The sequence below is a fragment of the Arthrobacter sp. NPDC058288 genome (genome assembly GCF_042880995.1).
In the GTDB taxonomy this organism is placed as follows: Bacteria; Actinomycetota; Actinomycetes; order Actinomycetales; family Micrococcaceae; genus Arthrobacter.
Genome location: NZ_JBHVYH010000001.1, coordinates 1,229,100 through 1,253,631, shown reverse-complemented (window position 1 = coordinate 1,253,631; position 24,532 = coordinate 1,229,100). Strand labels below are relative to the sequence as shown.

Below are 24,532 nucleotides of genomic sequence, written 5' to 3'. Positions count from 1 at the left end.
CAGTGGGGTGCGGCAGCCCTGGAGGGCCGGCGGCGTTGTTCTGAAACCCGTTGTTCCTGAAAGCCACAACCAGGTGCCGTCCAATGGCATTGCCGGGAGGCCGGGATCGATCGTGGATCCGGAGCGTGCCCTGCTCATCATTGGCGGTCTTACAAACAAGCCACCGGACCGGAATTCGAATGTGGATCGCATTCCAGCCAGCTTCATTCTCTCATACGCTCACTCAATAGAGGGGGAAGCGGGACCGATCGGCGGATAATCAGGGCACGGCCACGAGGAGCCTGTGCGGCCCATCCAGTCTGCGGCGTTACAATCAGGGCGAGGAGCCCTCGAGAAAAAGGACGCAACATCCCATGCCCAGCATCTCCAATTCCATGCAGAACAACGTGGTGGACGGCGACCTCCACGAGCATGCAGCGGCCCAGGAAGGCCTGCCGCCCATGACCCGGGACAAACCGTTTGGCTGGCTCCTGGTGATCACAGGCGCTATCGGCTGGCTCGCCTCCGGTGCCCTCGTCCTGGAAAAGCTGGCAGTACTCAAGGATCCGAACCACGTCACGGCCTGCGACGTCAATCCCTGGGTTTCCTGCGGGGCCGTCATGCAGACGTGGCAAAGTTCCCTCTTCGGCTTCCCCAACATGTTCATTGGCATCGTGGCCTTCGCCGTGGTGATCACCACCGGCATGGCTGTGCTTTCCGGAGCCAGGTTTGCCCGCTGGTACTGGCTCGGCCTACAGGCCGGTGTCACGCTGGGCTTTGCTTTCGTGGTCTGGCTGTGGTCCCAGGCGCTGTACTCCATCCATATCCTGTGCCCGTTCTGCATGGTGGTGTGGGCCGCAATGATTCCGCTCTTTGTGTGGGTCACGGCCCGGAACATCACGCACGGAGTGATCAGGCTTCCGGCCGGCGCCGCGAAGATCGCCGGCGACTCCGGCTGGATCGCCGTCGCCCTGCTGTACGTTGCCGTCATCGCCACGATCTTCTTTGCCTTCATTCAGGTCTTCATCGGGACGTCCGGCTACTAAGGCCAAAGAAAAAGCGCGAACGTACAGATAAGGCCCCCGTTTCCGAAGAAATGGGGGCCTTATCTGTACGTTCGCGCCGGCGGCAGCTAGTCCTGGAACCAGATCTTGATCTCGCGCTCGGCGGACTCTACGGAGTCGGAACCGTGGACCAGGTTCTGCTGCACCTTCAGGCCCCAGTCGCGGCCGAAGTCACCGCGGATGGTGCCGGGCGCCGCCGTCGTCGGGTCCGTTGTACCGGCGAGCGAACGGAAGCCCTCGATCACGCGGTGGCCCTCGAAGATTGCGGCGACGACCGGCCCGCTGAGCATGAACTCGACGAGGGGCTCGTAGAACGGCTTGCCTACGTGCTCCTCGTAGTGCTGCTCCAGCAGTTCGCGGCTGGCGTCGACCTTCTTGAGCTCGGTGAGGGTGTAGCCCTTGGCTTCGATCCGGCCGAGGATGGCGCCGGTCAGGTTGCGGGTCACGCCGTCGGGCTTGATCAGGACGAGGGTGCGCTCAATGCTCACAGCTGCTCCAATGTGGTTGGTGTGGGGTCGGAATAAGTCTAGTTGGTTTCGCCGTCAGGGTGGGCGGCGTCCCATTCGGCCTGTTCGCGTTCGCGTTGGGCGGACTCGCGGTCAATCCGGATGCCGGTCCTGATGCCGTACCACCAGGCCACGGCAAAAAGGATTCCCACCACGAACATCATGGGTTCAATGAATCCGGTGAAGATCAGGACAAGCTGGAGGATCCAGCCCAGTGCCACGCCCCACGGCTTGGACAGCACCGCGCAGGTGAACACCAGCACCAGGCTCAGGACGATGCCCGCCGAGAGGATCACTGCCGGCGGGAACTCGTCGCGGCGGAGTCCAAAGACCGCCAGCGTGGCGAAAAACGCGACGAACCCTTCTAGCACCAGGACCGTCGAGGCGAACATGACTTTGGTGGAGCGCCTCTTCTTGGGCATGCCGGGCCGCCACTCCCGCTGCGCCTTTGTAAGTCGGGCCATGGTCAGGCATCCGCCTTTCCGAGCAGGATCCTGGCTTCCGCGACAAGCGTGATGGAGCCGGTCACGAGGACTCCGCCGGCGAGGTCCTCGTTGGCTTCTGCATGCTCCACGGCCCACTCCAGGGCGTCGTCGAGTTTTTCGGCAACATGGATGTTGTCTTCGCCGAAGCCGAGGTCCAGCGCAATTTCCGCCAGGTCCTCGGCCGGGACCGCCCGGGGCGAGTTGGACTGCGTGAAGCAGTATTCGGCGGCGAGGTCGCCCAGGGATTCCTTGAGCTGCCGCAGGATCTCTTCGGCGTCTTTCTCCTTCAGGACACCCACCACTACCACCAGTTTGGTGAAGCTGAAGGCCTCGTGGATTGCTTCGGCCGAAACCCGGATGCCCTCCGGGTTGTGGGCGGCATCCACAATGATGGTGGGAGCAGTCCGGAGAACTTCGAGCCGGCCCGGTGACGTCACCGAGGCAAAGGCCTCCTGGAGGACTTCGGGGTCCAGTGCCTTCTCCCCGCCAAAGAACGCCTCCAGCGCGGCAACGGCGACGGCCGCATTCTCCGCCTGGTGCGCTCCATGCAATGGCACCAGGAGTTCTTCATAGCGTCCGGCCAGGCCCTGGATGGTCACCATCTGGCCGCCGACGGCAACAGTCCGGGATTCGACGCCGAATTCCACACCTTCGAAGCGGTAGGGAACCTGGACTTCGCGGGCCTTTTCCAGGAGTACCTGGGCGGCGCCGACGGGCTGCGCGGCGCTGACCAGGAAGCCTCCCGGCTTGATGATGCCTGCCTTTTCGACGGCGATGTCCTCGGTGGTGTCGCCAAGGAGCTCCGTGTGGTCCAGCGAAATGGGAGTCACCACCGCCACCTGGCCGTCACCGACGTTCGTGGCATCGGTGATACCGCCCAGGCCCACCTCCATGACAGCCACGTTGACTGGCTGGTCCGCAAAGACTGCGAAGGCCAGGATGGTCAGGCACTCGAAGTAGGTCAGCCGGGGCTGCCCTTCAGCCTCAAGCTCGCTATCCACAATCTGGAGGTAGGGACGGATCTCGTCCCAGATCCGGACGAAGGTCTCATCCGGCACGGGCGCGCCGTCGATGCTGATCCGCTCTGTCACTTTTGACAGGTGCGGGCTCGTGTAGCGTCCGGTGCTCAGTCCGTGGGCACGGAGACCCGCCTCGATCATGCGCGCCGTGGACGTTTTGCCGTTGGTGCCGGTGACGTGGATGATCGGGAACGCCTTGTTGGGCTCCCCGAGCACGTCCATGGCACGGAACAGCGGCGCGAGGCGCGGCTCCATCTTGTTTTCCGGCGCCCGGCCCAGCAGTTCGGCGTAGACGCTCTCTACGGAAAATTCGTCGGTCATTGCTTAGGCCTCTACTTTTTCTGCCGCGGTCTTGACAACGCTGACCTGCGGTTCCTTGACGTCGGCGGGGACGGTGTCCAGCCTGAGCGTCAAGGTCTCGGTCTTGACGAGCTCCGCATTCGCCAGCAGGGCGTCGACGACGTCCTGCTTCGCCGTCACTGTCGTGTGGATCCGGTCGCTCACGTTGAGTCCGGCGTCCTTGCGGGCCTGCTGGATGGCGCGGACCATGTCGCGGGCCGCACCTTCGGCTTCAAGCTCGGGGGTGACCTCGGTGTTGAGGACCACGAAGCCGCCACCGGGCAGGACCGCCGCCGCGCGGGATCCTTCTCCTTCCGCGGCTTCTGCCACTACCGTCTCCAAGGTGTACTCCTGCGGCTCCAGCTCGAGCCCGCCGGCCGTCACCACGCCAGCTTCCGAAACCGACCAGTCGCCGGATTTGGAGCCCTTGATGGCCTGCTGGACGTTCTTGCCCAGGCGGGGACCGGCTGCCCGGGCGTTGACCACGAGTTTCTGTTCGATGCCGAACTCCTCCGGGGAGGCGCTGTCGGCATCCAGGAGGCGGACGGAACGCAGGTTCAGTTCATCGGCGACGACGGCGGCGAAGCCTTCCAGCGCGTCCGCGCCGGGTGCCACGACGGTGAGCTCCTGCAGCGGGAGCCGCACGCGCAGGTTCGCGGCCTTGCGCAGCGAGGACCCGGTGGAGCAGATCTGCTGGACGCGGTCCATTGCCTCCACCAGGGAAGCGTTGGCAGGGAACAGCCCGGCGTCCGGCCAGTCGGCAAGGTGCACTGAGCGCCCGCCGGTAAGGCCGCGCCAGATCTCCTCGGCAACCAGCGGCAACAGGGACGCGGCCACGCGGGAGACAGTTTCCAGCGCGGTGTACAGCGCATCGAACGCGTCAACGCTCTCGTCGAAGAAGCGCTGGCGGCTGCGGCGGACGTACCAGTTGGTCAGCATGTCCAGGTAGCTGCGCAGTTCGTCGCAGGCGCCGGAGATGTCGTAACCGTCCAGCTGCGCGGTCATGTTCCGGACCAGATCCCCGGTGTTGGCCATCAGGTACTGGTCCAAGGTGTCTGCATAGCCCTCGTAACGCAGCTTGGCGTCATAGCCGGCACCGCCGGCAGCCGCGTTCGTATAGAGCGTGAAAAAGCTGTAGACATTCCAGAGCGGCAGGATGACCTGGCGGACGCCGTCGCGGATGCCCTGCTCGGTGACCACAAGGTTGCCGCCGCGCAGGATGGGGCTGGACATCAGGAACCACCGCATGGCGTCGGAGCCGTCGCGGTCCAGGACCTCGGAGACGTCCGGGTAGTTGCGCAGGCTCTTGGACATCTTCTGCCCGTCCGAGCCCAGCACGATGCCGTGGCTGATGACGTTGCGGAAGGCAGGCCGGTCGAACAGCGCAGTGGAAAGGATGTGCAGCATGTAGAACCAGCCGCGGGTCTGGCCGATGTACTCGACGATGAAGTCCGCCGGGTTGTGCGTGTCGAACCACTGCTCGTTTTCGAACGGATAGTGGACCTGGCCGTAAGGCATGGAACCGGAGTCGAACCACACGTCCAGGACGTCCTCCACGCGCCGCATGACGGACTGGCCTTCTTCGGGGGTCCGGGGATCATCCGGGTTCGGACGTGTCAGTTCGTCAATGAACGGGCGGTGCAAGTCGACCTGCCCGTCCTTGTTCAGCGGCAGCCGGCCGAAGTCTGCTTCGATCTCGGCGAGCGAGCCGTAAACATCGGTCCGCGGGTATTCGGGGTCGCTGGACTGCCACACCGGGATGGGGCTGCCCCAGTAGCGGTTGCGGCTGATGGACCAGTCGCGGGCGTTGGCCAGCCACTTGCCGAACTGGCCGTCCTTGACGTTGCCGGGGATCCAGTTGATCTCCTGGTTCAGCTCGGACATGCGGTCCTTGAACTTGGTGACCTCCACATACCAAGAGGACACAGCGCGGTAGATCAGCGGGTTGCGGCAGCGCCAGCAGTGCGGGTAGCTGTGCTCGTAGCTGGCCTGGCGGACCAGGCGGCCCTGTGCCCGGAGGACCTGGGTGATCGGCTTGTTGGCCTCGAACACCTGCAGGCCCACGATGTCGTGCAGGTCACCGTGCGAGAAGAGGGGCAGGAACTTGGCTCCCTCGTCCACGGAGAGCACCACAGGGATCCCGGCTTCCTCACAGACCTTCTGGTCGTCCTCACCGTAGGCGGGCGCCTGGTGGACGATGCCGGTGCCGTCGGTGGTGGTGACGTAGTCGGCCACCAGGAAGCGCCAGGCGTTCTCGGTGCCGTACTTTTCGGTGTCGCTGAAGTCATTCCAGAGCGGCTGGTACTGCAGTCCGGCCAGCTCGGCGCCCGTGTACGTGGCGGTAACCGCGGCCTCTGCCTCCTCAACGCCGGCGGTGCCGTCGCCGTAGCCAAGGTCCTTGGCGTAGGCGCCCAGCAGGTCTGCTGCGAGCAGGAAGCTGCCTCCGACCGGGGCATCAGCTGACGCGGCCTTGACGCCGTTCGGACCGGCAGGGAGCACGGCGTATGTGATGGACGGCCCGACGGCGAGCGCCAGGTTGGTGGGCAGCGTCCACGGCGTGGTGGTCCAGGCGAGCGCCTGCACTCCGGCAAGCTCCTTCGACAGCTCCGACTCCCCCGCCGTGACGGGGAAGGTGACCGTGACGGTCTGGTCCTGGCGGTTCTTGTAGACGTCGTCGTCCATACGGAGTTCGTGGTTGGACAGCGGCGTCTCGTCCTTCCAGCAGTACGGCAGGACGCGGTAGCCGTTGTAGGTCAGGCCCTTCTCGTGCAGCTGCTTGAAAGCCCACAGCACTGACTCCATGTACTCCACATTGAGCGTCTTATAGTCGTTGTCGAAGTCCACCCAGCGGGCCTGGCGGGTCACGTAGCTCTTCCACTCGTCCGCGTACTTCATCACGGAGGCGCGGCAGGCGTCGTTGAACTTGTCGATGCCCATGGCCTCGATCTGGGTCTTGTCCGTCATGCCCAGCTGCTTCATCGCTTCCAGCTCAGCGGGGAGACCGTGGGTGTCCCAGCCAAAGCGGCGCTCGACGCGGCGGCCGCGCTGGGTCTGGTAGCGGCCCACCAGGTCCTTGGCGTAGCCGGTCAGCAGGTGGCCGTAGTGCGGCAGGCCGTTGGCGAAGGGCGGGCCGTCGTAGAAGACGAATTCGTTGGACCCGTCTTTGCCCGCTTCGCGCTGGTCGATGCTCGCCTGGAAGGTGCCGTCCTGGTCCCAGTACTTGAGGATGCGCTCTTCGATCTCCGGGAACTTCACAGAGGCGGAAACGCTGCTGGTGCCTGACGGTGCGGCTGAGGCCTTGGGGTAATAGGTCATCTCGACATCCTGGGTTGAGCTAGTGAACAAGTGGATCATTCAGGATGCGAGGACGGCCCGTACGCTGTTCTGCAACAGCACCGGCACCGCGGTACCACCTCACTTACCGTCGCCGGACCCCCGTTTGGGGAGAGCACCGGCGTCGGCCGCTCATTGCTGCTGTGACGGGCTTACCCGTCCGGTTCTACTACTCCGGGTTCCTGCGCTGCAGGCGTCCGAAGGTTCTTCCGGAAGCTCACCGGTGATGGCCGGGTCAAAGCTGATATTCGATTCTAACCGGAGTTGCAGTGTTCTCCAGTACCCCGGGGCACGAGCCGGATGCCCGGCCGGGTGATTCCATCCGCCCGGGCCGCCGGCATCCGGCCAGGTGGCCGCTGGTCTCCCGCTCAGGACTGCTTGCGGATGAGCTTGTGGTTGGCAGCCTGCGCCACGGGCCGGATCACGATCTGGTCGAGGTTGACGTGGTGCGGCGCCGTAACAGCGTAGCGGACCACATCGGCCACATCTTCGGCCGTGAGCGGCTTCTCGACGCCCTGGTACACCTTCCCGGCCGCCTCCTGGTCGCCCAGCCTGTTCAGGGCAAACTCCTCGGTCTGCACCAGTCCCGGAGCCACTTCGATGACTCGGAGGTTGTTTTCCACTTCCTCCAGCCGCAGTGCCCCGGTCATGGCGTGCTGGGCGAACTTGGCAGCGTTGTAGCCGGCGCCGCCCTCGTAGGCGGCGAGTCCCGCCGTCGAGGTCAGGTTCAGGACTGTTCCCTCCCCGCAGGCCCGCAGCATCGGAAGGAAGGCACGGGTCAGTTTCATGGTGCCCAGGACGTTCACGTCGAACATCCATTCCCAGTCCTCGGTTTTGGCATCAGCGATCCGGTCCGCGCCCCGCGCACCGCCGGCGATGTTGATGAGGGTGTCAATCCCGCCGGCCCGCGTCACCTCGGCGAGGAGACGTTCCACGTCATCGTCGTCGGCGATGTCTGCCGCAATGGCCGTGGCTCCAGTAGCCTCGGCGACCGCCGCAAGCCGGTCCGCCCGGCGCGCGACGGCGAAAACAGTCCACCCCTCGGCCCGCAACGCGCGGACAGTGGCCTCGCCGATGCCTGTGCTTGCTCCTGTAACTACTGCTGCTTTCGTGCGCATTTCCTCAGTCATGGCACCACCCTAGCGTCGGAGGAAGCCGGGCAGCACACGGGTTTACGGGATACTACTGCAAGGCGGGGCCGGGGATCATGAAACAATTGCTCCATGGCTGAAGACAATCAGGGTACAGACACGCCCACCACCGCCCCTATCAACGTTCCGGACAAGCCCGCCCTTGAGGGGTTGGAAGCTGCCCTGACGCAGCGCTGGCTTGACGAAGGGACCTATAAGTTCAACCGGGAGACCACCAGGGAGCAGGTCTACTCGATCGACACTCCCCCGCCGACCGCGTCGGGATCCCTGCATGTGGGGCACATGTTCTCCTACACCCAGACCGACGTCCTGGCGCGCTTCCAGCGCATGACCGGCAAGAATGTCTTTTATCCGATGGGCTGGGACGACAACGGCCTGCCCACCGAGCGGCGCGTCCAGAACTACTACGGTGTGCGCTGCGATCCGGCCATCCACTACGACGCCGGCTACCGCCCGCCGGCCGAGCCCGCCAAGAACCAGCGCGACTTCGATGTCATCTCGCGCCGAAACTTCATTGAACTGTGCGAGGAACTCGCAGTCGAGGACGAGAAAGTCTTCGAAAACCTGTTCCAGACCCTTGGCCTGTCCGTCGACTGGGACCTGACGTACCGGACCATCGACGACAAGTCACGGGCCATCTCCCAGCGGGCCTTCCTTGCGAACCTCGCCGCCGGCGACGCCTACATGGCCGAGGCCCCCACGCTGTGGGACGTCACCTTCCGCACCGCGGTGGCCCAGGCTGAACTCGAGGACCGCGAGGTGGCAGGCGCCTACTACCGCTACCCGTTCTTCACCGAAGACGGCGAGAAGCTCTACATTGAAACCACCCGCCCGGAACTGCTGGCAGCCTGTGCCGCCCTGGTGGCAAACCCCGACGACGAGCGGTACCAGCCGCTGTTCGGCAAGAAGGTCACCTCTCCCCTGTTCGGCGTCGAGGTGGAAGTGAAGGCCCACCACCTTGCCAAGGCGGACAAGGGCTCGGGCATCGCCATGGTCTGCACCTTCGGCGACCTTACCGACGTGACCTGGTGGCGCGAACTCCAGCTTCCCACCCGGGCGATTGTGGGCCGCGATGGCCGCATCATCGGCGATACGCCGGACTGGATCACCACCGACGCGGGCCGCGCGGCCTTCGAGGCCATCGCCGGCAAGACGGTCTTCAGCGCCAAGGAAGCAGTCGTCGAGCAGCTCACCGCTGCCGGGCTCCTCGACGGTGAGCCGAAGAAGATCATGCACCCGGTCAACTTCTTCGAAAAGGGCGACAAGCCGCTCGAGGTGGTGACGTCGCGTCAGTGGTACATCCGCAACGGCGGACGTGACGAGGACCGCCGCGAACGCCTGATCGGCCGCGGCAACGAGATTGAGTTCCACCCCGCCTTCATGCGTTCGCGCTACGAGAACTGGATCTCCGGTCTGAACGGTGACTGGCTCGTGTCCCGCCAGCGCTTCTTTGGCGTGCCCGTGCCGGTCTGGTACCCGCTCGACGCCGACGGAAACCCCGATTACGACGCCCCGGTCCTGCCGACCGACGAACAGCTCCCGGTCGACCCGGCCGCGGACGCCGCACCCGGTTACGACGAGGCACAGCGGGATCAGCCGGGCGGCTTCACCGGTGATGCCGACGTCCTCGACACCTGGGCCACGTCCTCCCTGACGCCGCAGATCGTGGGCGGCTGGAGCACGGATGAGGACCTCTTCGCCAAGGTCTACCCGTTTGATGTGCGCCCGCAGGCCCACGACATCATCCGGACGTGGCTGTTCTCCACCGCCGTGCGTGCCGATGCCCTGCAGGACACCGCGCCGTGGAAGCACGCGGCCATCTCGGGCTGGATCCTCGACCCGGACCGCAAGAAGATGTCCAAGTCCAAGGGCAACGTGATCGTACCAACCGACGTCCTGAACGAGTACGGATCGGACGCCGTGCGCTACTGGGCGGCATCGGCCAAGCTCGGGGCGGACACCGCCTACGAGATCGCCCAGATGAAGATCGGCCGCCGCCTGGCCATCAAGCTCCTCAACGCCTCGAAGTTCGTCCTGAACCTGGGTGCGACGGAAAACTCGGTGGTCTCCACCGACCTGTCCGTGCTCACGAACCCGCTGGACCGCGCCGTGCTGGCGCAGCTCTCGGACGTCGTGGCACAGGCCACCAAGGCCTTCGAGAACTATGACTACGCCCGGGCCCTGCAGATCAGCGAGAGCTTCTTCTGGCAGTTCACGGACGACTACGTGGAACTCATCAAGGACCGGGCCTATGGTGCCGCAGGCGAAGCCGAGCAGGCGTCAGTGCTGGCTGCCCTGGCCACCACCCTTGACACCCTGCTGCGGCTGTTTGCGCCGTTCCTGCCCTTCGCCACCGAAGAGGTCTGGGGCTGGTGGCGGAGCGGCTCGGTGCACCGTGCCCAGTGGCCGGCCGCCCTGGAGGTGTCCGACGGCGACACGACCATGCTCGCGACCGTGGGAATTGCGCTGAGCGGCATCCGCAAGGCCAAGTCAGAGGCGAAGGTCAAGCAGCGCACTGAGGTGCTCTCCGCGACCATCACCGCCACGGAGTCGCTCACCACGCAGCTGAAGGCCGGCCTTGCAGACCTGAAGGCGGCCTCCAACGCACGCGAACTGACCCTGGTGGCAGGCGAGGGAGAACTCACGGTCAGCGACGTTGTGCTGGCCCAGCCGGAAGAAGCGCCGGGCGCCGAGCCCTTCACCGGCTAGCGGACACACGTGAAGCCCCATCAGCGTTCAACGCCGGTGGGGCTTCTGTCTTGGGCGGTTCACCTTGTTTTTGGGCAAAGGGGAAGCCCCATCAGCGTTTTGCCGTTGGTGGGGCTTCGACTTTTTCGATTGTCTCGTGACGTCTGTGACAATCTGGCGGAATCCTCGGAATTTCAGGTCTTCCTACCTCGTCACTGGTAGCCAGCTTCTGACTTTGCCGAAGGCTGCGTCAGATGCGTGTCACTGAATCTTTGGTTTCCGTGTCCCGCTTCTTTCGAAGTGGGTAAGAACTATTGTTGTCCCACCCGGGGGGATCCGCAAGGGTCCCGAACGAACTACAAGGCAGTAATTATCCCGGCCCCAGGGAGGCCCGGTGCGTCAGTTGAATTCGGGACTCTCCGTGCGGCTGCGCTTGATTTCGAAGAAGTGGGGATACGCAGCCAGGGTCACCGCGGCGTCCCAGAGGCGGCCTGCTTCCTCGCCCCGGGGGATGCGGGTCAGCACCGGGCCAAAGAAGGCGGTGCCGTTGAAGGCCACGACGGGTGTTCCCACATCCTGCCCCACGAGGGAGATGCCCTCTTCGTGGCTGGCGCGGAGCTGCGCGTCGAAGGCGTCAGAGGATGCTTCGGCCGCCAGGCCTGCCGGGAGGCCGCACTCCGCCAGTGCCTTGCCGATCACGATGCCGAAATCCTTCTCGCCGCCGTCATGGATCAGGCTGCCCATTGCGTCATATAGCGGCTTGATGACCTGGTCGCCGTGCTGCTCACGGGCGGCGATGATCACACGGACAGGACCCCAGGCCTTGTCCATTGCCTCGCGGTATCCCGGGTCCAGCTCGCGGCCCTCGTTGAGGACGGCAAGGCTCATCACGTGCCATTCGGTTTGGATGTCGCGGACTTCCTCCACCTCGCCCACCCAGCGGGACGTGATCCAGGCGAAAGGGCACAGGGGGTCGAACCAGAAGTCGGCCTTGTTCGTGGTGGTTTCGGGCACGGAAATCTCCTCGTAAGAGTCATCAGGGCGCGGCGCACTCCAGGCGCACCTCTACCAAGAGCGACGAACTAAGCGGATTTATTCCGCCGCTTCGCCACCACGTCGTGGGCGATCATGGTGGGCGGGGCCTTCTTTGCGACCACATCGGCGGTGATCACAACACTGGCGATGTCGTCCCTGCTCGGGAGGTCAAACATCACGGGGAGGAGCACTTCCTCCATGATGGCGCGGAGTCCGCGGGCACCGGTACCCCGTTCCAGGGCCTGGTCGGCGATCATGTCCAGCGCTTCGTCTTCAAAAAGCAGCTCCACGCCATCAAGCTGGAACATCTTCTGGTACTGCTTCACCAGCGCGTTCTTCGGCGTGGACAGAATTTGGATCAGGGCAGGCCGGTCCAGGTTGGAGACCGTGGTGATCACGGGAAGACGGCCGATGAATTCCGGGATCAGCCCGAACTTCAGCAGGTCTTCCGGCATGACCTCGCCATAGGAGTCGGAGTTGTTCTTGACCTCGTTCAGCGGAGCACCGAACCCGATGCCCTTGCGGCCGGACCGGGAGCCGATGATGTCCTCAAGCCCGGCGAAGGCTCCCGCCACAATAAACAGCACGTTGGTGGTGTCGATCTGGATAAATTCCTGGTGCGGGTGCTTGCGCCCGCCCTGCGGGGGAACCGAAGCCACCGTGCCTTCCAGGATCTTCAGGAGGGCCTGCTGCACGCCCTCGCCGGAGACGTCCCGGGTGATGGACGGGTTTTCACTCTTGCGGGAAATCTTGTCGATCTCGTCGATGTAGATGATGCCCTGCTCGGCCTTCTTGACATCGTAGTCAGCAGCCTGGATGAGCTTCAGGAGAATGTTCTCGACGTCCTCGCCAACGTACCCGGCCTCGGTCAGTGCCGTGGCGTCCGCGACGGCGAACGGTACGTTGAGGCGGCGGGCCAGCGTCTGGGCCAGGTAGGTCTTGCCGCAACCGGTGGGGCCGATCAGGAGGATGTTCGATTTGGCGATCTCGACGTCGTCGTGATGGACGCCGTCGGCGAGGCTGCCGCTCTTGGGGGCATGGCCGGCCTGGATCCGCTTGTAGTGGTTGTACACCGCGACGGCGAGGGAGCGCTTGGCCGGTTCCTGGCCGATGACGTATTCCTGCAGGAAATCGAAGATTTCGCGCGGCTTGGGCAGTTCGAAGCTGCCGAGGTCAGCTACTTCCGCAAGTTCCTCTTCAATGATCTCGTTGCAGAGCTCAATGCACTCGTCGCAGATGTAGACGCCGGGCCCGGCAATGAGCTTTCGCACCTGCTTCTGGCTCTTTCCGCAGAAAGAGCACTTCAGCAGATCCGTGCTCTCGCCAATCCGAGCCATATGTGAACCCCTTAGTATCCTGCTGCTACCGCAGCACTGCACCGGTTGCTGGAATCACGGTGGGTCCGGAAGGTCCGGCCGTGACATCTTCCACTCTAGGTCACATTCGGCCTGAGAGGTGGAACCTTACGCGTTGAAAACGAAAGCCGGTGCGGTCCATTTTTCATGAACCGCACCGACTCCGCGTGTCGTGCTGATTACCTGCTGATCGCCTGCGGCTTGATCTTACGGGAATCAAGGACCTGGTCGATGAGCCCGTAGGACTGCGCCTCGGCAGCGGTCAGGATCTTGTCGCGCTCGATATCGTTGTTGACCTGCTCGGACGTCCGGCCAGAGTGCTTGGCCAGCGTGTCTTCGAGCCAGGATCGCATCCGCATGACTTCCGCGGCCTGGATTTCCAGGTCCGAGGCCTGGCCGCCCTGGCCGCCGGACAGTGCCGGCTGGTGGATCAGTACACGGGCGTTGGGCAGTGCCAGGCGCTTGCCCGGCGTACCGGCCGCGAGCAGGACGGCCGCGGCGCTTGCGGCCTGGCCCAGGCACACAGTCTGGATCTCGGGACGGATGTACTGCATGGTGTCGTAGATGGCCGTCATGGCGGTAAAGGAACCGCCCGGGGAGTTGATGTACAGCGTGATGTCGCGGTCCGGGTCCGTAGACTCGAGCACAAGCAGCTGCGCCATAACGTCGTCGGCGGAGGCGTCGTCCACCTGCACGCCGAGGAAGATGATCCGGTCCTCAAAGAGCTTGGTGTAGGGGTCCTGGCGCTTGAAGCCGTAAGGCGTGCGCTCCTCGAACTGCGGCAGCACGTAGCGGCTGGTGGGCAGGTTCCCGGCAGACGATCCGAAATTGTAGTTCATGTTCATTTCTCCTGGAATCATTTCTGTCTACCCCGGTTACTTTTCCGAGCCGCTGGCGTTTTGGGTTCCGCCGCCGCCGGCCACAGATCCCGCATGTGCTGCGATCTTGTCGAAGAAGCCGTACTCAAGGGCTTCGGGGGCCGTGAACCACTTGTCGCGGTCGTTGTCCTTGAGGATGGTTTCCACGGTCTGTCCGGTCTGGTCCGCGGTGAGTTCCGCCATGACCTTCTTCATGTGCAGGATGAGCTCAGCCTGGATCTTGATGTCCGAGGCCGTGCCGCCGATGCCGCCGGACGGCTGGTGCATCAGGATACGGGCGTTGGGGGTGGCGTAACGCTTCCCCTTGGTACCCGAGGACAGCAGGAACTGACCCATGGACGCCGCGAGGCCGGTGGCGACGGTGACGACGTCGTTCGGAATGAACTGCATCGTGTCGTAAATGGCCATGCCGGCCGTAACGGAGCCGCCTGGCGAGTTGATGTAAAGGTAGATGTCCTTCTCAGGGTTCTCCGCGGACAGCAGCAGCAACTGCGAGCAGATCGCGTTGGCGTTCTCATCGCGGACCTCGGAGCCGAGCCAGATGATTCGCTCTTTCAGCAGGCGGTTGTAGATGTAGTTGTCCTGGGCTGCCGGATCGACAGTAGCCATCCGGGGGGCCCCTGCTTGCTGTGACATATGTACTTACCTCTCGCTGGCGACGGTGACGTCACGGGACGACGTCACTGAAAATCACTACTTGGACACTAACCCGTTTGGCGGCCGTTTTGTTCTCAGGGATCGCGCTGTTCGCTGACGGCGCACGATTGGCGCAGCAGCTCCGCACAGCGCAACGGAGCCGCGATTCCGGGGTTAAAAGGCGGAAGCCCCCGGATCAGGGATCCGGGGGCTTCCGTGCAACGTGTGCTTAGAACTTCGCTGCTGCCGGATCGTCGCTCGGCGCAGCTTCCTCAGTGGCGGCTTCACCTTCAACGGCGTCGCTGTCGACGGCGGAGGCTTCAGCAGCCTCAGCGGCTGGCTCTTCTTCGCCGCCGGGGCGGACGAAGTCGCTCAGGTCAACCTTGTTGCCTTCAGAGTCCGTGACCTCGGCCTGGCCCAGCACGACTGCCAGGGCTTTGCGACGGCGAACCTCGGAAACCATCATGGGAACCTGGCCGGACTGATCGATGATCTGGGCGAACTGGTTCGGGTCCATGCCGTACTGGCTGGCAGTCGTCACAATGTAGTCGATCAGCTCGTTCTGGCTGACTCCGACTTCTTCCTTGTCAGCGATGGCGTCGAGGATGATCTCGTTCTGGAATGCCCGCTCAGTGTTGGCCTTGACCTCGGCGCGGTGCTCTTCGGTGTCGTGCTCGCCGTCGCCGTGGGAGTTCTCAGCCTTGAAGTGCTGCTCCAGCTGCTCTTCGACGACAGAAGCGGGAACGGGAACCTCAACGAGCTCAACGAGCTTGTCCAGGACCTTGTCGCGTGCCTCGACACCCTGCTCGACAACCTTGGATTCGGCAGCCTGCTTGGCGAGGTCCTCGCGCAGTTCGGCCAGCGTGTCGAACTCGGATGCCAGCTGGGCGAAGTCGTCATCAGCTTCGGGAAGCTCGCGCTCCTTGACGGACTTGACCACGACCTTGACCTGGGCAGCTTCGCCGGCGTGGTCGCCGCCCACGAGGGTGGTGTCGAAGATGGCGTCCTCATCGGCGCTGAGGCCGGTGACGGCCTCGTCCAGGCCTTCGAGCATGGTACCGGCGCCAACCTGGTAGGACAGGCCGGAAGCGGAATCAACTTCGGCGCCGTCGATCGAGGCGGTGATGTCGATCGTCAGGAAGTCGCCATCGGCGGCGGGACGGTCCACAGACTTCAGCGTGCCGAAACGGCCGCGGAGTTCGTCGAGCGCCTTGTCAACGTCTGCTTCGGAAGACTCGGCAGCGGCAACCTCGACCTTGATGCCCGAGTAGTCGGGCAGTTCGATCTCGGGGCGGACGTCAACCTCGGCGTGGAACTTGAGTTCGCCGTCGGTCGCAGTGGGGTCCGGGACCTCGGTGATTTCAACCTCGGGACGACTCAGGGGGCGGATGCCGGTTTCCTGGACAGCCTCCTGGTACCAGCCGTTGAGGCCTTCGTTGATGGCAGTCTCCAGCACGTAGCCGCGGCCAACGCGCTGGTCGATCAGCTTTGCGGGGACCTTGCCCTTGCGGAAGCCAGGGACCTGGATCTGCGAAGCAACAGTCTTGTATGCCTCATCGATGCTGGGCTTCAATTCCTCAAAGGGGACCTCAACATTGAGCTTGACCCGCGTGGGGGTGAGGTTCTCGACAGCGCTCTTCACAGTCTAAGTACTCCTGGTTTTGTGGGATGGGGTTCTGCAAACGCAATGATCTGACAAGCTGCAGAGTCGGGGTGACAGGATTTGAACCTGCGACTTCCTGCTCCCAAAGCAGGCGCTCTAGCCAAGCTGAGCTACACCCCGTAAGTGCACAGAACAGTCTACGGTCATAACGGCCGGATATGCACATTTGACACTGGGGCCCTGAATTAGGTTTAGTTATATCCGGCTCGAGCAGCCGACCGGAAGAAAAGCACAACAGCCCCTGCGGATCAGCAGCACGGCCGGATGCCTTTCCACGGGGACGTAGCTTAATGGTAAAGCCTCAGTCTTCCAAACTGATTACGCGGGTTCGATTCCCGTCGTCCCCTCCAGGACACAACAAGAAAGCCCCTCTCCGGAGGGGCTTTCTTGTTTTCCGGCGACTGCGCCTCAGGACGCCTGCTGGCACACGGGGCACCAGTAGAGCTTCCGCGCGGCAAGGTCCGTCAGGGCGACCGGGGAACCACATACGCGGCAGTCGAGGCCGTGCCGCCGATAGACAAAATGGGACTCCTCCGGCGCCGGAAGTCCAGCGGCTGGCTCAGTCCAATAGCCGGGAGGCGTGGTGATGATCCTGCCGTCCCGCGCGCCGTCGGACATCATGGCGACGGTGTCCTCCCACAGACCTGTCGCCGCTTCCGCGTCCAGGGAGCGTCCGGACAGCCAGGGATCCAGGCCCTGGCGGAAGAGCAGCTCGGCGCGGTAGACGTTCCCGACGCCGGCGATCACCTTCTGGTCCATCAGCAGCGCCGCGAGTGGCGTCTTCCGGGCACGCACACCGGCAACGAAACCTTCCTTGTCCCCGGGAAGATTCCGCAACGGGTCGGGCCCCAGCCGGGCCAGGACGGCATCGGCCTCCGCTTCGGTGATTGCCTGGCATGTCGTGGCACCCCTGAGGTCCGCCCAGCCGTGGGCGCCGGCCAGCCGGACCCGGACGGCGCCCACCGGCGCCGGCGGCCCGGTGTATTCCGGTCCGCCGCCGGCCGCAGGGCCAGTTGCGCCGTCGTCGAACACTTCCCGCTCCCCCACCTTCCGGGGTGCGCCGATGCTGGACGCGCCCCGGAAAGTGGCATCGCCGCCGAAATCCCAGGCGCCGTAGAGGCCCAGGTGAACGTGAAGGACGAGCCCGTGGTCGAAATGCAGGAACATGTGCTTGCCGTGGGCCACCGTGCCGACGAGCGTGCGCGCGTCCAGCAGCGCCGCGCCGTCGGCGAACCGGCCCTGGGGACTGGAAACGGCGAGGCACTGCCCGGAAAATACGTCCGCGAACTGGCGGGCCAGCCGGTGGACCGAATGCCCCTCAGGCACTAGGCGATAACCTCGCCGGTGTTCTCGTAGGCCGCAATCTTGCCGATGCGGCGGACGTGCCGCTCATCGTTACTGAACGGTTCCTGCAGGAAAGCTTCGATGATTTCGGTTGCTTCGTCCACGCTGTGCTGGCGGCCGCCGACCGCAACGACGTTGGCGTCGTTGTGCTCGCGGGCCAGGGTTGCCGTGGACAGGTTCCAGGCAAGTGCCGCACGGACCCCCTTGACCTTGTTTGCGGCGATCTGCTCGCCGTTCCCCGAGCCGCCGAGAACGATGCCCAGGGCGTGGATTCCGGCTGCCTGGTCCGCCACAACGGCAAGCGCCGCGTTAATGCAAAAGGACGGGTAATCATCCAGCGCGTCGTAGACCTTGGGCCCGTGGTCAACCACGGTGTAGCCCTTGGCCGTGAGGTGCCTTACCAGGTGGGAGCTGAGCTCCATGCCGGCATGGTCGGTGGCGATGTGGACGCGCGGAAAGTCGGAGGATGTGGTCACGGCAATGTCCGTTCAGTCATAAAGCACCGGTAGGCTTCCGGGCTGCTTCGGGGGTCGGTCCAAGCGTACTAGCTGTACTGCCGGGGGACGTTGGTTGCTTGACATGAACGCTCTGCGGACTCCGGGGACGCGACGCGGCACCGGCGGTTGGAGTCAGGATTGCGGCGGCTGCTTCTCACCGCGTGCCCGTGCGGCGACGCGGGAGAGGACGGCGGCCACCCTTTCGGCGGAATCAGCGCTGCCGCCGCTGATCGCCATTTTCCTGCCGTCCGCGCGGTTGACCACGACGGCGGGTCCGCTGCTGACCAGCATGGCGGTGGTCCCGCCGTGGTGGCGGTATCCCCAGCCGCCGTAATCTGCGGCGCGGACATCTGCCGGCGAGGCCGACGAAATCGCCGACGCCGGAACTTCCATCACCCGGACGAATCCTGCGGCGAAGACCCGCAGCCCGCTCCGGTCAACGATGACCCTGGCGAAAAGGAAGGCGGCTGCCAGCACCGCCAGCGCCACCAGGAGGGCACCCAGCCACGGGACGGCGATGGCGATCAGGGCTGCCGGGAAGAGCGAGGCGACACCCAGCATCACAAACACGGAACTGCGCGCATGGACCCACATGCGCACTGAGTCTGCCGCCAGCTCCGGGTCGACTTCGCGGACCAGCGCCTCCCGCACGGCACGATCGTCATCCACCGACCACCGTTCATCTGCCTTGAAGACGAAGCCCAGCACGACTCCGAGAGGTAATGCGGCCCCGGCCCCGAGGGCAAGGACGGTCAGATCCACCCGCGCTTCACGGACGTCCGTGATTCCCGCCTGGCCCACGAGCACGGCAGCCAGCACCGTGGTGACAAAGAGGCTGACGGCCAGACCGGTGCCCATCATTAATCGCCGCATGACGACGGGCCGGCTCAACGGCACGGCCTGCACCAGGACGAGCCACCCCACCACCGCGATGAACAGGCCCCCGAAGGCCACGAAGGCGGAGAAGGGAGCAAAACCGGCCGGTCCGGCCTCATTCCAGCGCACCGCCATGGGGTCCGGAACGTCCCGCCGGATCAAGAGTGCGCAGACAACGAACGCGGCGGCCAGCAGCACAGGGAACACCAGCGCGAACCGCAGTGCCCTGGCATCCACCGAATCCCTGATCTTTCCCATACCCCAACGCTACTCCGCGCCGGTGGCGCGTGATCCACCTAACTTGCCATCGCCCCATGAAGTGAAAGAATAACTTCACAGTGCCGGCAATGACCGTTGCCGGCCGGCAACCGCAACCCTTTCTGGAGGCCCCACCTTGCCAGGCATGAACCTGACGCGCGCCGAAGCCCGTGAGCGCGCAGACCTCATCACCGTTGAGTCCTACGACGTCAGCCTGGACCTGACCCGGGGCGACAAAGTCTTCGGGACCACCACTGCCGTCAAGTTCAGCGCGCGGCCCGGGACCTCCACCTTCATCGACGCGGTAACCCACAAAGTCCACAGCGTCATGCTCAACGGCGAAGAACTGGATCCCGCGGACGTGTCCGACGGTGTCCGCATCCAACTCCCGTACCTGGCTGCGGAAAACGACCTGCTGGTAGTTGCCGACGCACCGTACATGAACACCGGCGAAGGGCTCCACCGCTTCGTGGACCCGGTGGATAACGAGGTCTACCTGTACACGCAGTTCGAAGTCCCGGACTCCCGCCGGATGTTCGCGGTGTTCGAGCAGCCCGACCTCAAGGCGAGCTTTACGTTCACCGTCACGGCGCCGTCCCACTGGGACGCGGTGTCCAACTCCCCTACGCCTGTCCCTATCGAAACCATTCCCGGCGAGGACGGCAGCGCCCGTTCCGTGTGGGAATTCGCCGCCACCCCGCGGCTGTCCTCTTACGTCACGGCGCTGGTCGCCGGCCCGTACCAGTCCGTGCGCAGCGAGGTGAAGTGCGCCGACGGCCGTGTTGTTCCGCTGGGAGTCTTCGCACGCAAGTCCCTGATGCAGTATCTGGATGCGGACAACATCTTCGAGCTCACCCGCCAGGGGTTCGAGTTCTTCGAAGCGCAGTTCGGCTGCCCCTACCCGTTCGAGAAATACGACCAGCTCTTCGTTCCCGAGTTCAATGCCGGCGCAATGGAAAACGCGGGAGCCGTCACCATCCTGGAAGGCTACGTGTTCCGCGGCAAGGTCACCGGCGCGCAGGTTGAACGCCGCGCCATCACTGTCCTTCACGAACTCGCACACATGTGGTTCGGGGATCTCGTGACCATGCGCTGGTGGAACGACCTCTGGCTGAACGAATCCTTCGCCGAGTACATGTCGCACCTGGCTGCGGTGGAGAACACCGAGTTTGACCATGCCTGGACCACGTTCGCCTCGGTGGAGAAGTCCTGGGCCTACCGCCAGGACCAGCTGCCCACCACGCACCCCATTTTCGCCGAGATCAACAACCTGCAGGACGTTGAGGTGAACTTCGACGGCATCACGTACGCCAAGGGCGCGTCGGTGCTGCGCCAGCTGGTGGCCTGGGTGGGTCCGGAGCAGTTCATGGCCGGGGTCCGCGAGTACTTCAGCAAGCACGCCTGGCAGAACACCGAGCTCAGCGACCTTATGGTGGAGCTGGAAAAGGCCAGTGGCCGCGACCTGGACGAGTGGGGGCGGCTGTGGTTGGAAACCGCCGGCGTCAACACGCTGACGCCCGAGGTGGCCGTGGATTCCGCCGGAGCCATCACCTCCTTCACCATCGTGCAGTCCGCGGTGCCCGAGCAGCCCACCATCCGGCCGCACCGGCTCGCGGTCGGCTTCTACAACGTCGCCGACGGGCAGCTTGTCCGGGTGCACCGCGAGGAGCTGGACGTCGACGGCGAACGCACCGATGTACCTGCCCTCGCCGGCCTGCAGCAGCCGGATCTGATCCTGCTCAACGACGACGACCTCGCCTATGCAAAGGTCCGGCTCGATCCGAAGTCACTGGCCACCGCCACTGCCCACCTGAAGGACTTCCGCGAGAGCCTTCCGCGCACTCTCGTCTGGGGCTCCGCCTGGGATGCAGCGCGCGACGGGGAAACACCTGCCCGCGGCTACGTCGAACTGATCCTCGCCAACATCGCCTCCGAATCGGATTCGTCCGTGATCCTGGTCCAGCTGCGCCAGCTGGCAACAACGCTCAGCTATTACGTCGCTGAAGAGCACCGGGAGAAGACGTCCGTGGCCGCAGCGGACACGCTCTGGGACCTTGCCGGTTCCGTCGCGCCCGGATCGGACGCGCAGCTGCAGTTCGTCAAGTCCTTCGCGCTGCTGGCGCGCAGCGACCACCAGCTGGATACGGTTTCCGCGCTGCTGGACGGATCGGCCGCCTTGGAGGGCCTCGCCGTCGACCAGGACCTGCGGTGGGAATTGCTGGCGTCCCTCGTGGCCGGCGGCCGGGCCGGCCAGGACCGGATCAACGCCGAACTCGAGCGGGACAACACCGCCAACGGCCAGAATGCGGCCGCACTGGCCAAGGCGGCCATCCCCACGGCCGAGGCCAAGGCTGCGGCCTGGGAATCAATCGTCGTGAAGGGTGAGCTGTCCAACGCCCTTCAGGCCTCCGCGGTGGCAGGGTTTACCCGGGTCCTGGACCCGGCGCTGCTGGCGCCTTACACGGAGAAGTATTTCGACGCCGTTCCCGGCATCGTTGCCAACCGCACGCACGCGCTTGCCCAGCAGATCGTCGTCGGGCTTTATCCGGCACAGCAGACCACCCAGGCGACCGTGGACCGGACAGACGAGTTCCTGGCTTCGCTTCCCGACGACAGCGCCGCCCTGCGCCGCATGATGCTGGAAAACCGCGACGGCGTTGCCCGCGCACTGCGGGCCCGCCAGGCCGACGTCGGATAGCCGCCGGCATGAGCCTCGACGAGCACCGCTACGCCGTGATGGTCCGATGGACCGGGAACCGGGGAGACGGAACGTCAACGTACCGGGGGTATTCCCGGGACCACGACGTCGAAATTCCCGGGCTCCCGGTCCTGAAAGGTTCCGCGGATCCCACGTTCCATGGGGACAAGGCACGCTACAACCCCGAGCAGCTGCTGCTGACCGCCCTGTCGCAGTGCCACATGCTGTCCTTCCTGCACGTGGCGGTGAAGCACGGCGTGGTGGTGACGGCCTACGAGGACCGCGCCGAAGGCCTGATGCGCACCAACCGCGACGGCAGCGGCCAGTTCGAGTCCGCCACACTCCGGCCAGAGGTGACTGTTGCCGCTGCCGTGGACGCCGCGCTGATGGAGCAGCTGCATGAGGAGGCAAACAAGGTCTGCTTCATTGCCCGGAGCGTGAACTTTCCCGTGCTGCACAAACCCACCGTGCAGGTGCGGGAACCCTAGCCGCGGGCTTCCACCAGCCGCCGCTCCGTTTCGGTGCTGAGCCCGGCTTTCCGCTCCCGGTCCAGGCCGCGGCGGCGTTCGTCGTCGAGCGTGTCCCGCAGGGTCTCCTCCCATGGCCGCAGGCTGAGGCCGGCCGCCACGGCGGCGTGGTTGGAGCGCGTGGCAAAACCGTCGTGTCCCGCCGGGAGCCAGAGCGGCAGTGAATCGGGACCCGCCCAGTAGCTGATCCCCCGGGCAACCAGCCAGTCTTCCGGGACCACCAGCATGCGGCCGGAATAGTTTGCCGCACGCGTTGACTCCGTCAGGTAGTCACCGAACCGTACGACCTCTCCCACCGCGTTCAGCGCGCCGGTAATCTTCAGTCCCGCTGCCTTCAGTATCCACGCGGCGAGGTCGCGGACGTCGATAACCTGCGTCGCACTGGCGCCTATGTCCGGCACGACGACCGGCCCGGTGCCACGGGAAAACCGGGCCGGCCAGTAGCCGTACCGGTCCGAGCTGTCGCCAGGACCGCCGATCAGCCCCGCCCGGCAGAGATGGGTCTTGCCGCCGGCGACGGTGGTGGCATGGTGCTCAATGGCCGACTTCGCCTCCCCGTAGTTTTCCGGTGCAAAGCCGGTGCCCCGCGTCAGCGGCGGTAACAAGGCAGCACTCTCATCCGCGCCGGGCACCGAATGCTCGGCGTACACAGAGCAGCTGGACACCACGGTCCAATGCGCTGCCGCGGGCGCGAGGGCCTCGAGCGCGTCCCTTGCCTGCTCCGGATCACGGGCCACGTCAATGACGGCGTCCCAGTCTCCTGACGCCCCGGCGTAGGCCGCGGGCCCCATGGCCCGGTCGGCCCGTAGCCAGGCCGTGCCTTCCGGCGGGGCGGCCGCCGAGCCTCGGGCGAGGCAGGTCACAGCATGGCCCGCGGCAGCTGCCTGCCGGGCAATTTCGGCCGACAGGAATGCTGTGCCGCCAAGAATCAGGATGCGCATGTGGCCACGCTACGGCGCTAGTGTTGAACGTGAACAGAGTGTTATGCGCCCGGCGAACGCCTGGCAGCTCCGGCGAGAGCCGATTAGCAATAAGGAGCATCCCTGCCGATGTACAGCATGTTGTCGATCACCCCGCCCGCGACCCCGGACATGTCCGGAATCAACGCCGCCGGGATCGTGATCAGCATCGGAGTGGGCGTCACAATCTGGCTCGTAGCCTCGTTTGTGATTGCCGGAATCACCAAAAGCGTGGCCGCCGGAACCACATTCTTCAAGAAGCCGCACTTCCGCTGGGTCGCCCCTGCCCTGCGGGCCCTGGACCACGAGCGCCGCGTCCAGCGGGCCAAGACGATCGGATCGCTGCTGAACAGCGTGGCGGGGGTCCTGATCGCCGTGATCACCATCATGTATGTCCTCAAGAACCTGGACGTGGACATCGCGCCACTGCTGACGAGCGTGGGTATCCTGGGTGTCGCCATCGGCTTCGGTGCCCAGCAGCTCATCCGCGACTTCCTCGCCGGCATCTTCATCACGATCGAGGACCAGTACGGCATCGGCGACGTCATCGAGACCAGCGAAGTGGTGGGCACGGTGGAGTCCATGGGCCTGCGGATCACCCGCGTCCGCTCCGACGACGGCGCCATCTGGTACCTGCGCAACGGCGAGATCCTGCGCGTGGGCAACCGGTCCCAAGGCAACTATGTGGCCCCGGGGGACGACACCGCGGACGTGCCCGACCCCAATACCGCGCCCCAGCAGAAAGCCGGAGAGTAACCATGAGCACGCCAACCCCTGAACCGCGCCAACCGAAGATGCTGATGCAGAACGATCCGTTCTCCCGGCCCGGGTACACGGACAACTTCTATGACGCCGTGGGCGGCCACGAGACCTTCGTGAAGCTCATCGACGTCTTCTACGACGGCGTGGCCACCGACCCGCTGCTCCGGCCGATGTATCCGGAAGAGGACCTGGGACCGGCGAAACGGCGTTTCCTCATGTTCCTTGAGCAGTACTGGGGAGGCCCCACCACCTACGGCGAGGAACGCGGCCATCCCCGCCTGCGCATGCGCCACATGCCGTTCCGCGTCACCCCCGAAGCCAAGGACCGGTGGCTGCACCACATGCGCACGGCAGTTGACGCGCTGGAACTGCCGCCGCTCTACGAGGGCACGCTGTGGGATTATATGGAGCGCGCTGCGCTCTCCATGATCAACAGCCCCTCGGACGCCTGAGGGCGGTCCGCCGTCCGGTGTGGACGCG

The 24,532-nt window shown here is 64.8% G+C and carries 20 protein-coding genes and 2 tRNA genes; 7 read left to right on the top strand and 15 right to left on the bottom strand.

Annotated features, from left to right (window positions below):
- The first annotated feature begins 353 nt into the window (after window positions 1-353).
- The gene (locus tag ACFVWT_RS06000; protein ID WP_390246114.1) at window positions 354-1,025 is read left to right on the top strand and encodes a vitamin K epoxide reductase family protein; all 672 of its coding nucleotides are present in this window, start codon (window positions 354-356) and stop codon (window positions 1,023-1,025) included.
- Window positions 1,026-1,111: 86 nt separating this feature from the next.
- Here ACFVWT_RS06000 and ndk read toward each other — a convergent pair whose 3' ends face one another.
- From ndk to ACFVWT_RS05975, 5 genes are all read right to left on the bottom strand, one after another.
- Window positions 1,112-1,531 (bottom strand): nucleoside-diphosphate kinase, encoded by a 420-nt coding sequence (gene ndk / locus ACFVWT_RS05995; protein WP_043482064.1) that lies wholly within the window; start codon window positions 1,529-1,531, stop codon window positions 1,112-1,114.
- A 38-nt stretch (window positions 1,532-1,569) separates the two neighbouring features.
- Window positions 1,570-2,013, bottom strand: a complete 444-nt coding sequence (locus ACFVWT_RS05990; RefSeq protein ID WP_390246112.1) for a DUF4233 domain-containing protein — start codon at window positions 2,011-2,013, stop codon at window positions 1,570-1,572.
- A gap of 2 nt (window positions 2,014-2,015) precedes the next feature.
- Window positions 2,016-3,374, bottom strand: a complete 1,359-nt coding sequence (locus ACFVWT_RS05985; RefSeq protein ID WP_390246110.1) for a bifunctional folylpolyglutamate synthase/dihydrofolate synthase — start codon at window positions 3,372-3,374, stop codon at window positions 2,016-2,018.
- Window positions 3,375-3,377: 3 nt separating this feature from the next.
- Window positions 3,378-6,707 (bottom strand): isoleucine--tRNA ligase, encoded by a 3,330-nt coding sequence (ileS, locus tag ACFVWT_RS05980; RefSeq protein ID WP_390246108.1) that lies wholly within the window; start codon window positions 6,705-6,707, stop codon window positions 3,378-3,380.
- Window positions 6,708-7,093: 386 nt separating this feature from the next.
- Entirely contained in the window at window positions 7,094-7,855 is a 762-nt protein-coding gene (locus ACFVWT_RS05975) for an SDR family oxidoreductase (RefSeq protein WP_390246106.1), read from the bottom strand.
- A gap of 93 nt (window positions 7,856-7,948) precedes the next feature.
- On the opposite strand from ACFVWT_RS05975, the gene valS reads away from it, so the two are divergent.
- Window positions 7,949-10,585, top strand: coding sequence for a valine--tRNA ligase (gene valS / locus ACFVWT_RS05970; protein ID WP_390246104.1), 2,637 nt, complete (start codon window positions 7,949-7,951; stop codon window positions 10,583-10,585).
- 378 nt (window positions 10,586-10,963) lie between these two features.
- On the opposite strand, the gene ACFVWT_RS05965 is transcribed toward valS, so the two are convergent.
- The 6 genes from ACFVWT_RS05965 to ACFVWT_RS05940 all read right to left on the bottom strand — a co-directional run bounded on the left by ACFVWT_RS05965 (window position 10,964) and on the right by ACFVWT_RS05940 (window position 16,251).
- Window positions 10,964-11,578: a disulfide bond formation protein DsbA gene (locus ACFVWT_RS05965; protein WP_390246102.1), complete on the bottom strand. Its 615-nt coding sequence runs from the start codon at window positions 11,576-11,578 to the stop codon at window positions 10,964-10,966.
- Between the two features lie 68 nt (window positions 11,579-11,646).
- Complete coding sequence (gene clpX, locus ACFVWT_RS05960) at window positions 11,647-12,936, bottom strand: ATP-dependent Clp protease ATP-binding subunit ClpX (protein WP_390246100.1); 1,290 nt, start codon at window positions 12,934-12,936, stop codon at window positions 11,647-11,649.
- A 197-nt stretch (window positions 12,937-13,133) separates the two neighbouring features.
- Window positions 13,134-13,793, bottom strand: a complete 660-nt coding sequence (locus ACFVWT_RS05955) for an ATP-dependent Clp protease proteolytic subunit (RefSeq protein ID WP_028268993.1) — start codon at window positions 13,791-13,793, stop codon at window positions 13,134-13,136.
- A 36-nt stretch (window positions 13,794-13,829) separates the two neighbouring features.
- Complete coding sequence (locus tag ACFVWT_RS05950) at window positions 13,830-14,441, bottom strand: ATP-dependent Clp protease proteolytic subunit (protein WP_390246098.1); 612 nt, start codon at window positions 14,439-14,441, stop codon at window positions 13,830-13,832.
- A gap of 256 nt (window positions 14,442-14,697) precedes the next feature.
- Window positions 14,698-16,110, bottom strand: coding sequence for a trigger factor (gene tig / locus ACFVWT_RS05945; RefSeq protein ID WP_390246096.1), 1,413 nt, complete (start codon window positions 16,108-16,110; stop codon window positions 14,698-14,700).
- A gap of 66 nt (window positions 16,111-16,176) precedes the next feature.
- A tRNA-Pro gene (locus tag ACFVWT_RS05940) sits at window positions 16,177-16,251 on the bottom strand.
- Between the two features lie 156 nt (window positions 16,252-16,407).
- On the opposite strand from ACFVWT_RS05940, the gene ACFVWT_RS05935 reads away from it, so the two are divergent.
- Window positions 16,408-16,481: transfer RNA gene (locus ACFVWT_RS05935), tRNA-Gly, on the top strand.
- Window positions 16,482-16,539: 58 nt separating this feature from the next.
- On the opposite strand, the gene ACFVWT_RS05930 is transcribed toward ACFVWT_RS05935, so the two are convergent.
- The 3 genes from ACFVWT_RS05930 to ACFVWT_RS05920 all read right to left on the bottom strand — a co-directional run bounded on the left by ACFVWT_RS05930 (window position 16,540) and on the right by ACFVWT_RS05920 (window position 19,106).
- On the bottom strand, window positions 16,540-17,457 hold the full coding sequence (locus ACFVWT_RS05930) for an Fpg/Nei family DNA glycosylase (RefSeq protein ID WP_390246094.1): 918 nt from the start codon (window positions 17,455-17,457) through the stop codon (window positions 16,540-16,542).
- Window positions 17,457-17,951 (bottom strand): ribose-5-phosphate isomerase, encoded by a 495-nt coding sequence (locus tag ACFVWT_RS05925; RefSeq protein ID WP_390246092.1) that lies wholly within the window; start codon window positions 17,949-17,951, stop codon window positions 17,457-17,459. Before ACFVWT_RS05925 ends, ACFVWT_RS05930 begins: the two co-directional genes overlap by 1 nt.
- A gap of 153 nt (window positions 17,952-18,104) precedes the next feature.
- Window positions 18,105-19,106, bottom strand: a complete 1,002-nt coding sequence (locus tag ACFVWT_RS05920) for a hypothetical protein (protein ID WP_390246090.1) — start codon at window positions 19,104-19,106, stop codon at window positions 18,105-18,107.
- A 145-nt stretch (window positions 19,107-19,251) separates the two neighbouring features.
- On the opposite strand from ACFVWT_RS05920, the gene pepN reads away from it, so the two are divergent.
- Together pepN and ACFVWT_RS05910 are read left to right on the top strand one after the other, a co-directional pair.
- Complete coding sequence (gene pepN / locus ACFVWT_RS05915) at window positions 19,252-21,804, top strand: aminopeptidase N (protein ID WP_390246088.1); 2,553 nt, start codon at window positions 19,252-19,254, stop codon at window positions 21,802-21,804.
- A gap of 8 nt (window positions 21,805-21,812) precedes the next feature.
- Entirely contained in the window at window positions 21,813-22,292 is a 480-nt protein-coding gene (locus ACFVWT_RS05910; RefSeq protein WP_390246086.1) for an OsmC family protein, read from the top strand.
- Here the strand turns inward: ACFVWT_RS05910 and ACFVWT_RS05905 are convergent.
- Window positions 22,289-23,272, bottom strand: a complete 984-nt coding sequence (locus ACFVWT_RS05905) for an epimerase (protein ID WP_390246084.1) — start codon at window positions 23,270-23,272, stop codon at window positions 22,289-22,291. The genes ACFVWT_RS05910 and ACFVWT_RS05905 overlap by 4 nt on opposite strands.
- A 108-nt stretch (window positions 23,273-23,380) precedes the next feature.
- Between ACFVWT_RS05905 and ACFVWT_RS05900 the strand changes: the two genes are divergently transcribed.
- Together ACFVWT_RS05900 and ACFVWT_RS05895 are read left to right on the top strand one after the other, a co-directional pair.
- Complete coding sequence (locus ACFVWT_RS05900) at window positions 23,381-24,046, top strand: mechanosensitive ion channel family protein (RefSeq protein ID WP_390246082.1); 666 nt, start codon at window positions 23,381-23,383, stop codon at window positions 24,044-24,046.
- Between the two features lie 2 nt (window positions 24,047-24,048).
- A complete protein-coding gene (locus ACFVWT_RS05895; RefSeq protein ID WP_390246080.1) occupies window positions 24,049-24,504 on the top strand; it encodes a globin in 456 nt (151 codons plus the stop codon).
- Window positions 24,505-24,532 lie beyond the last annotated feature (28 nt).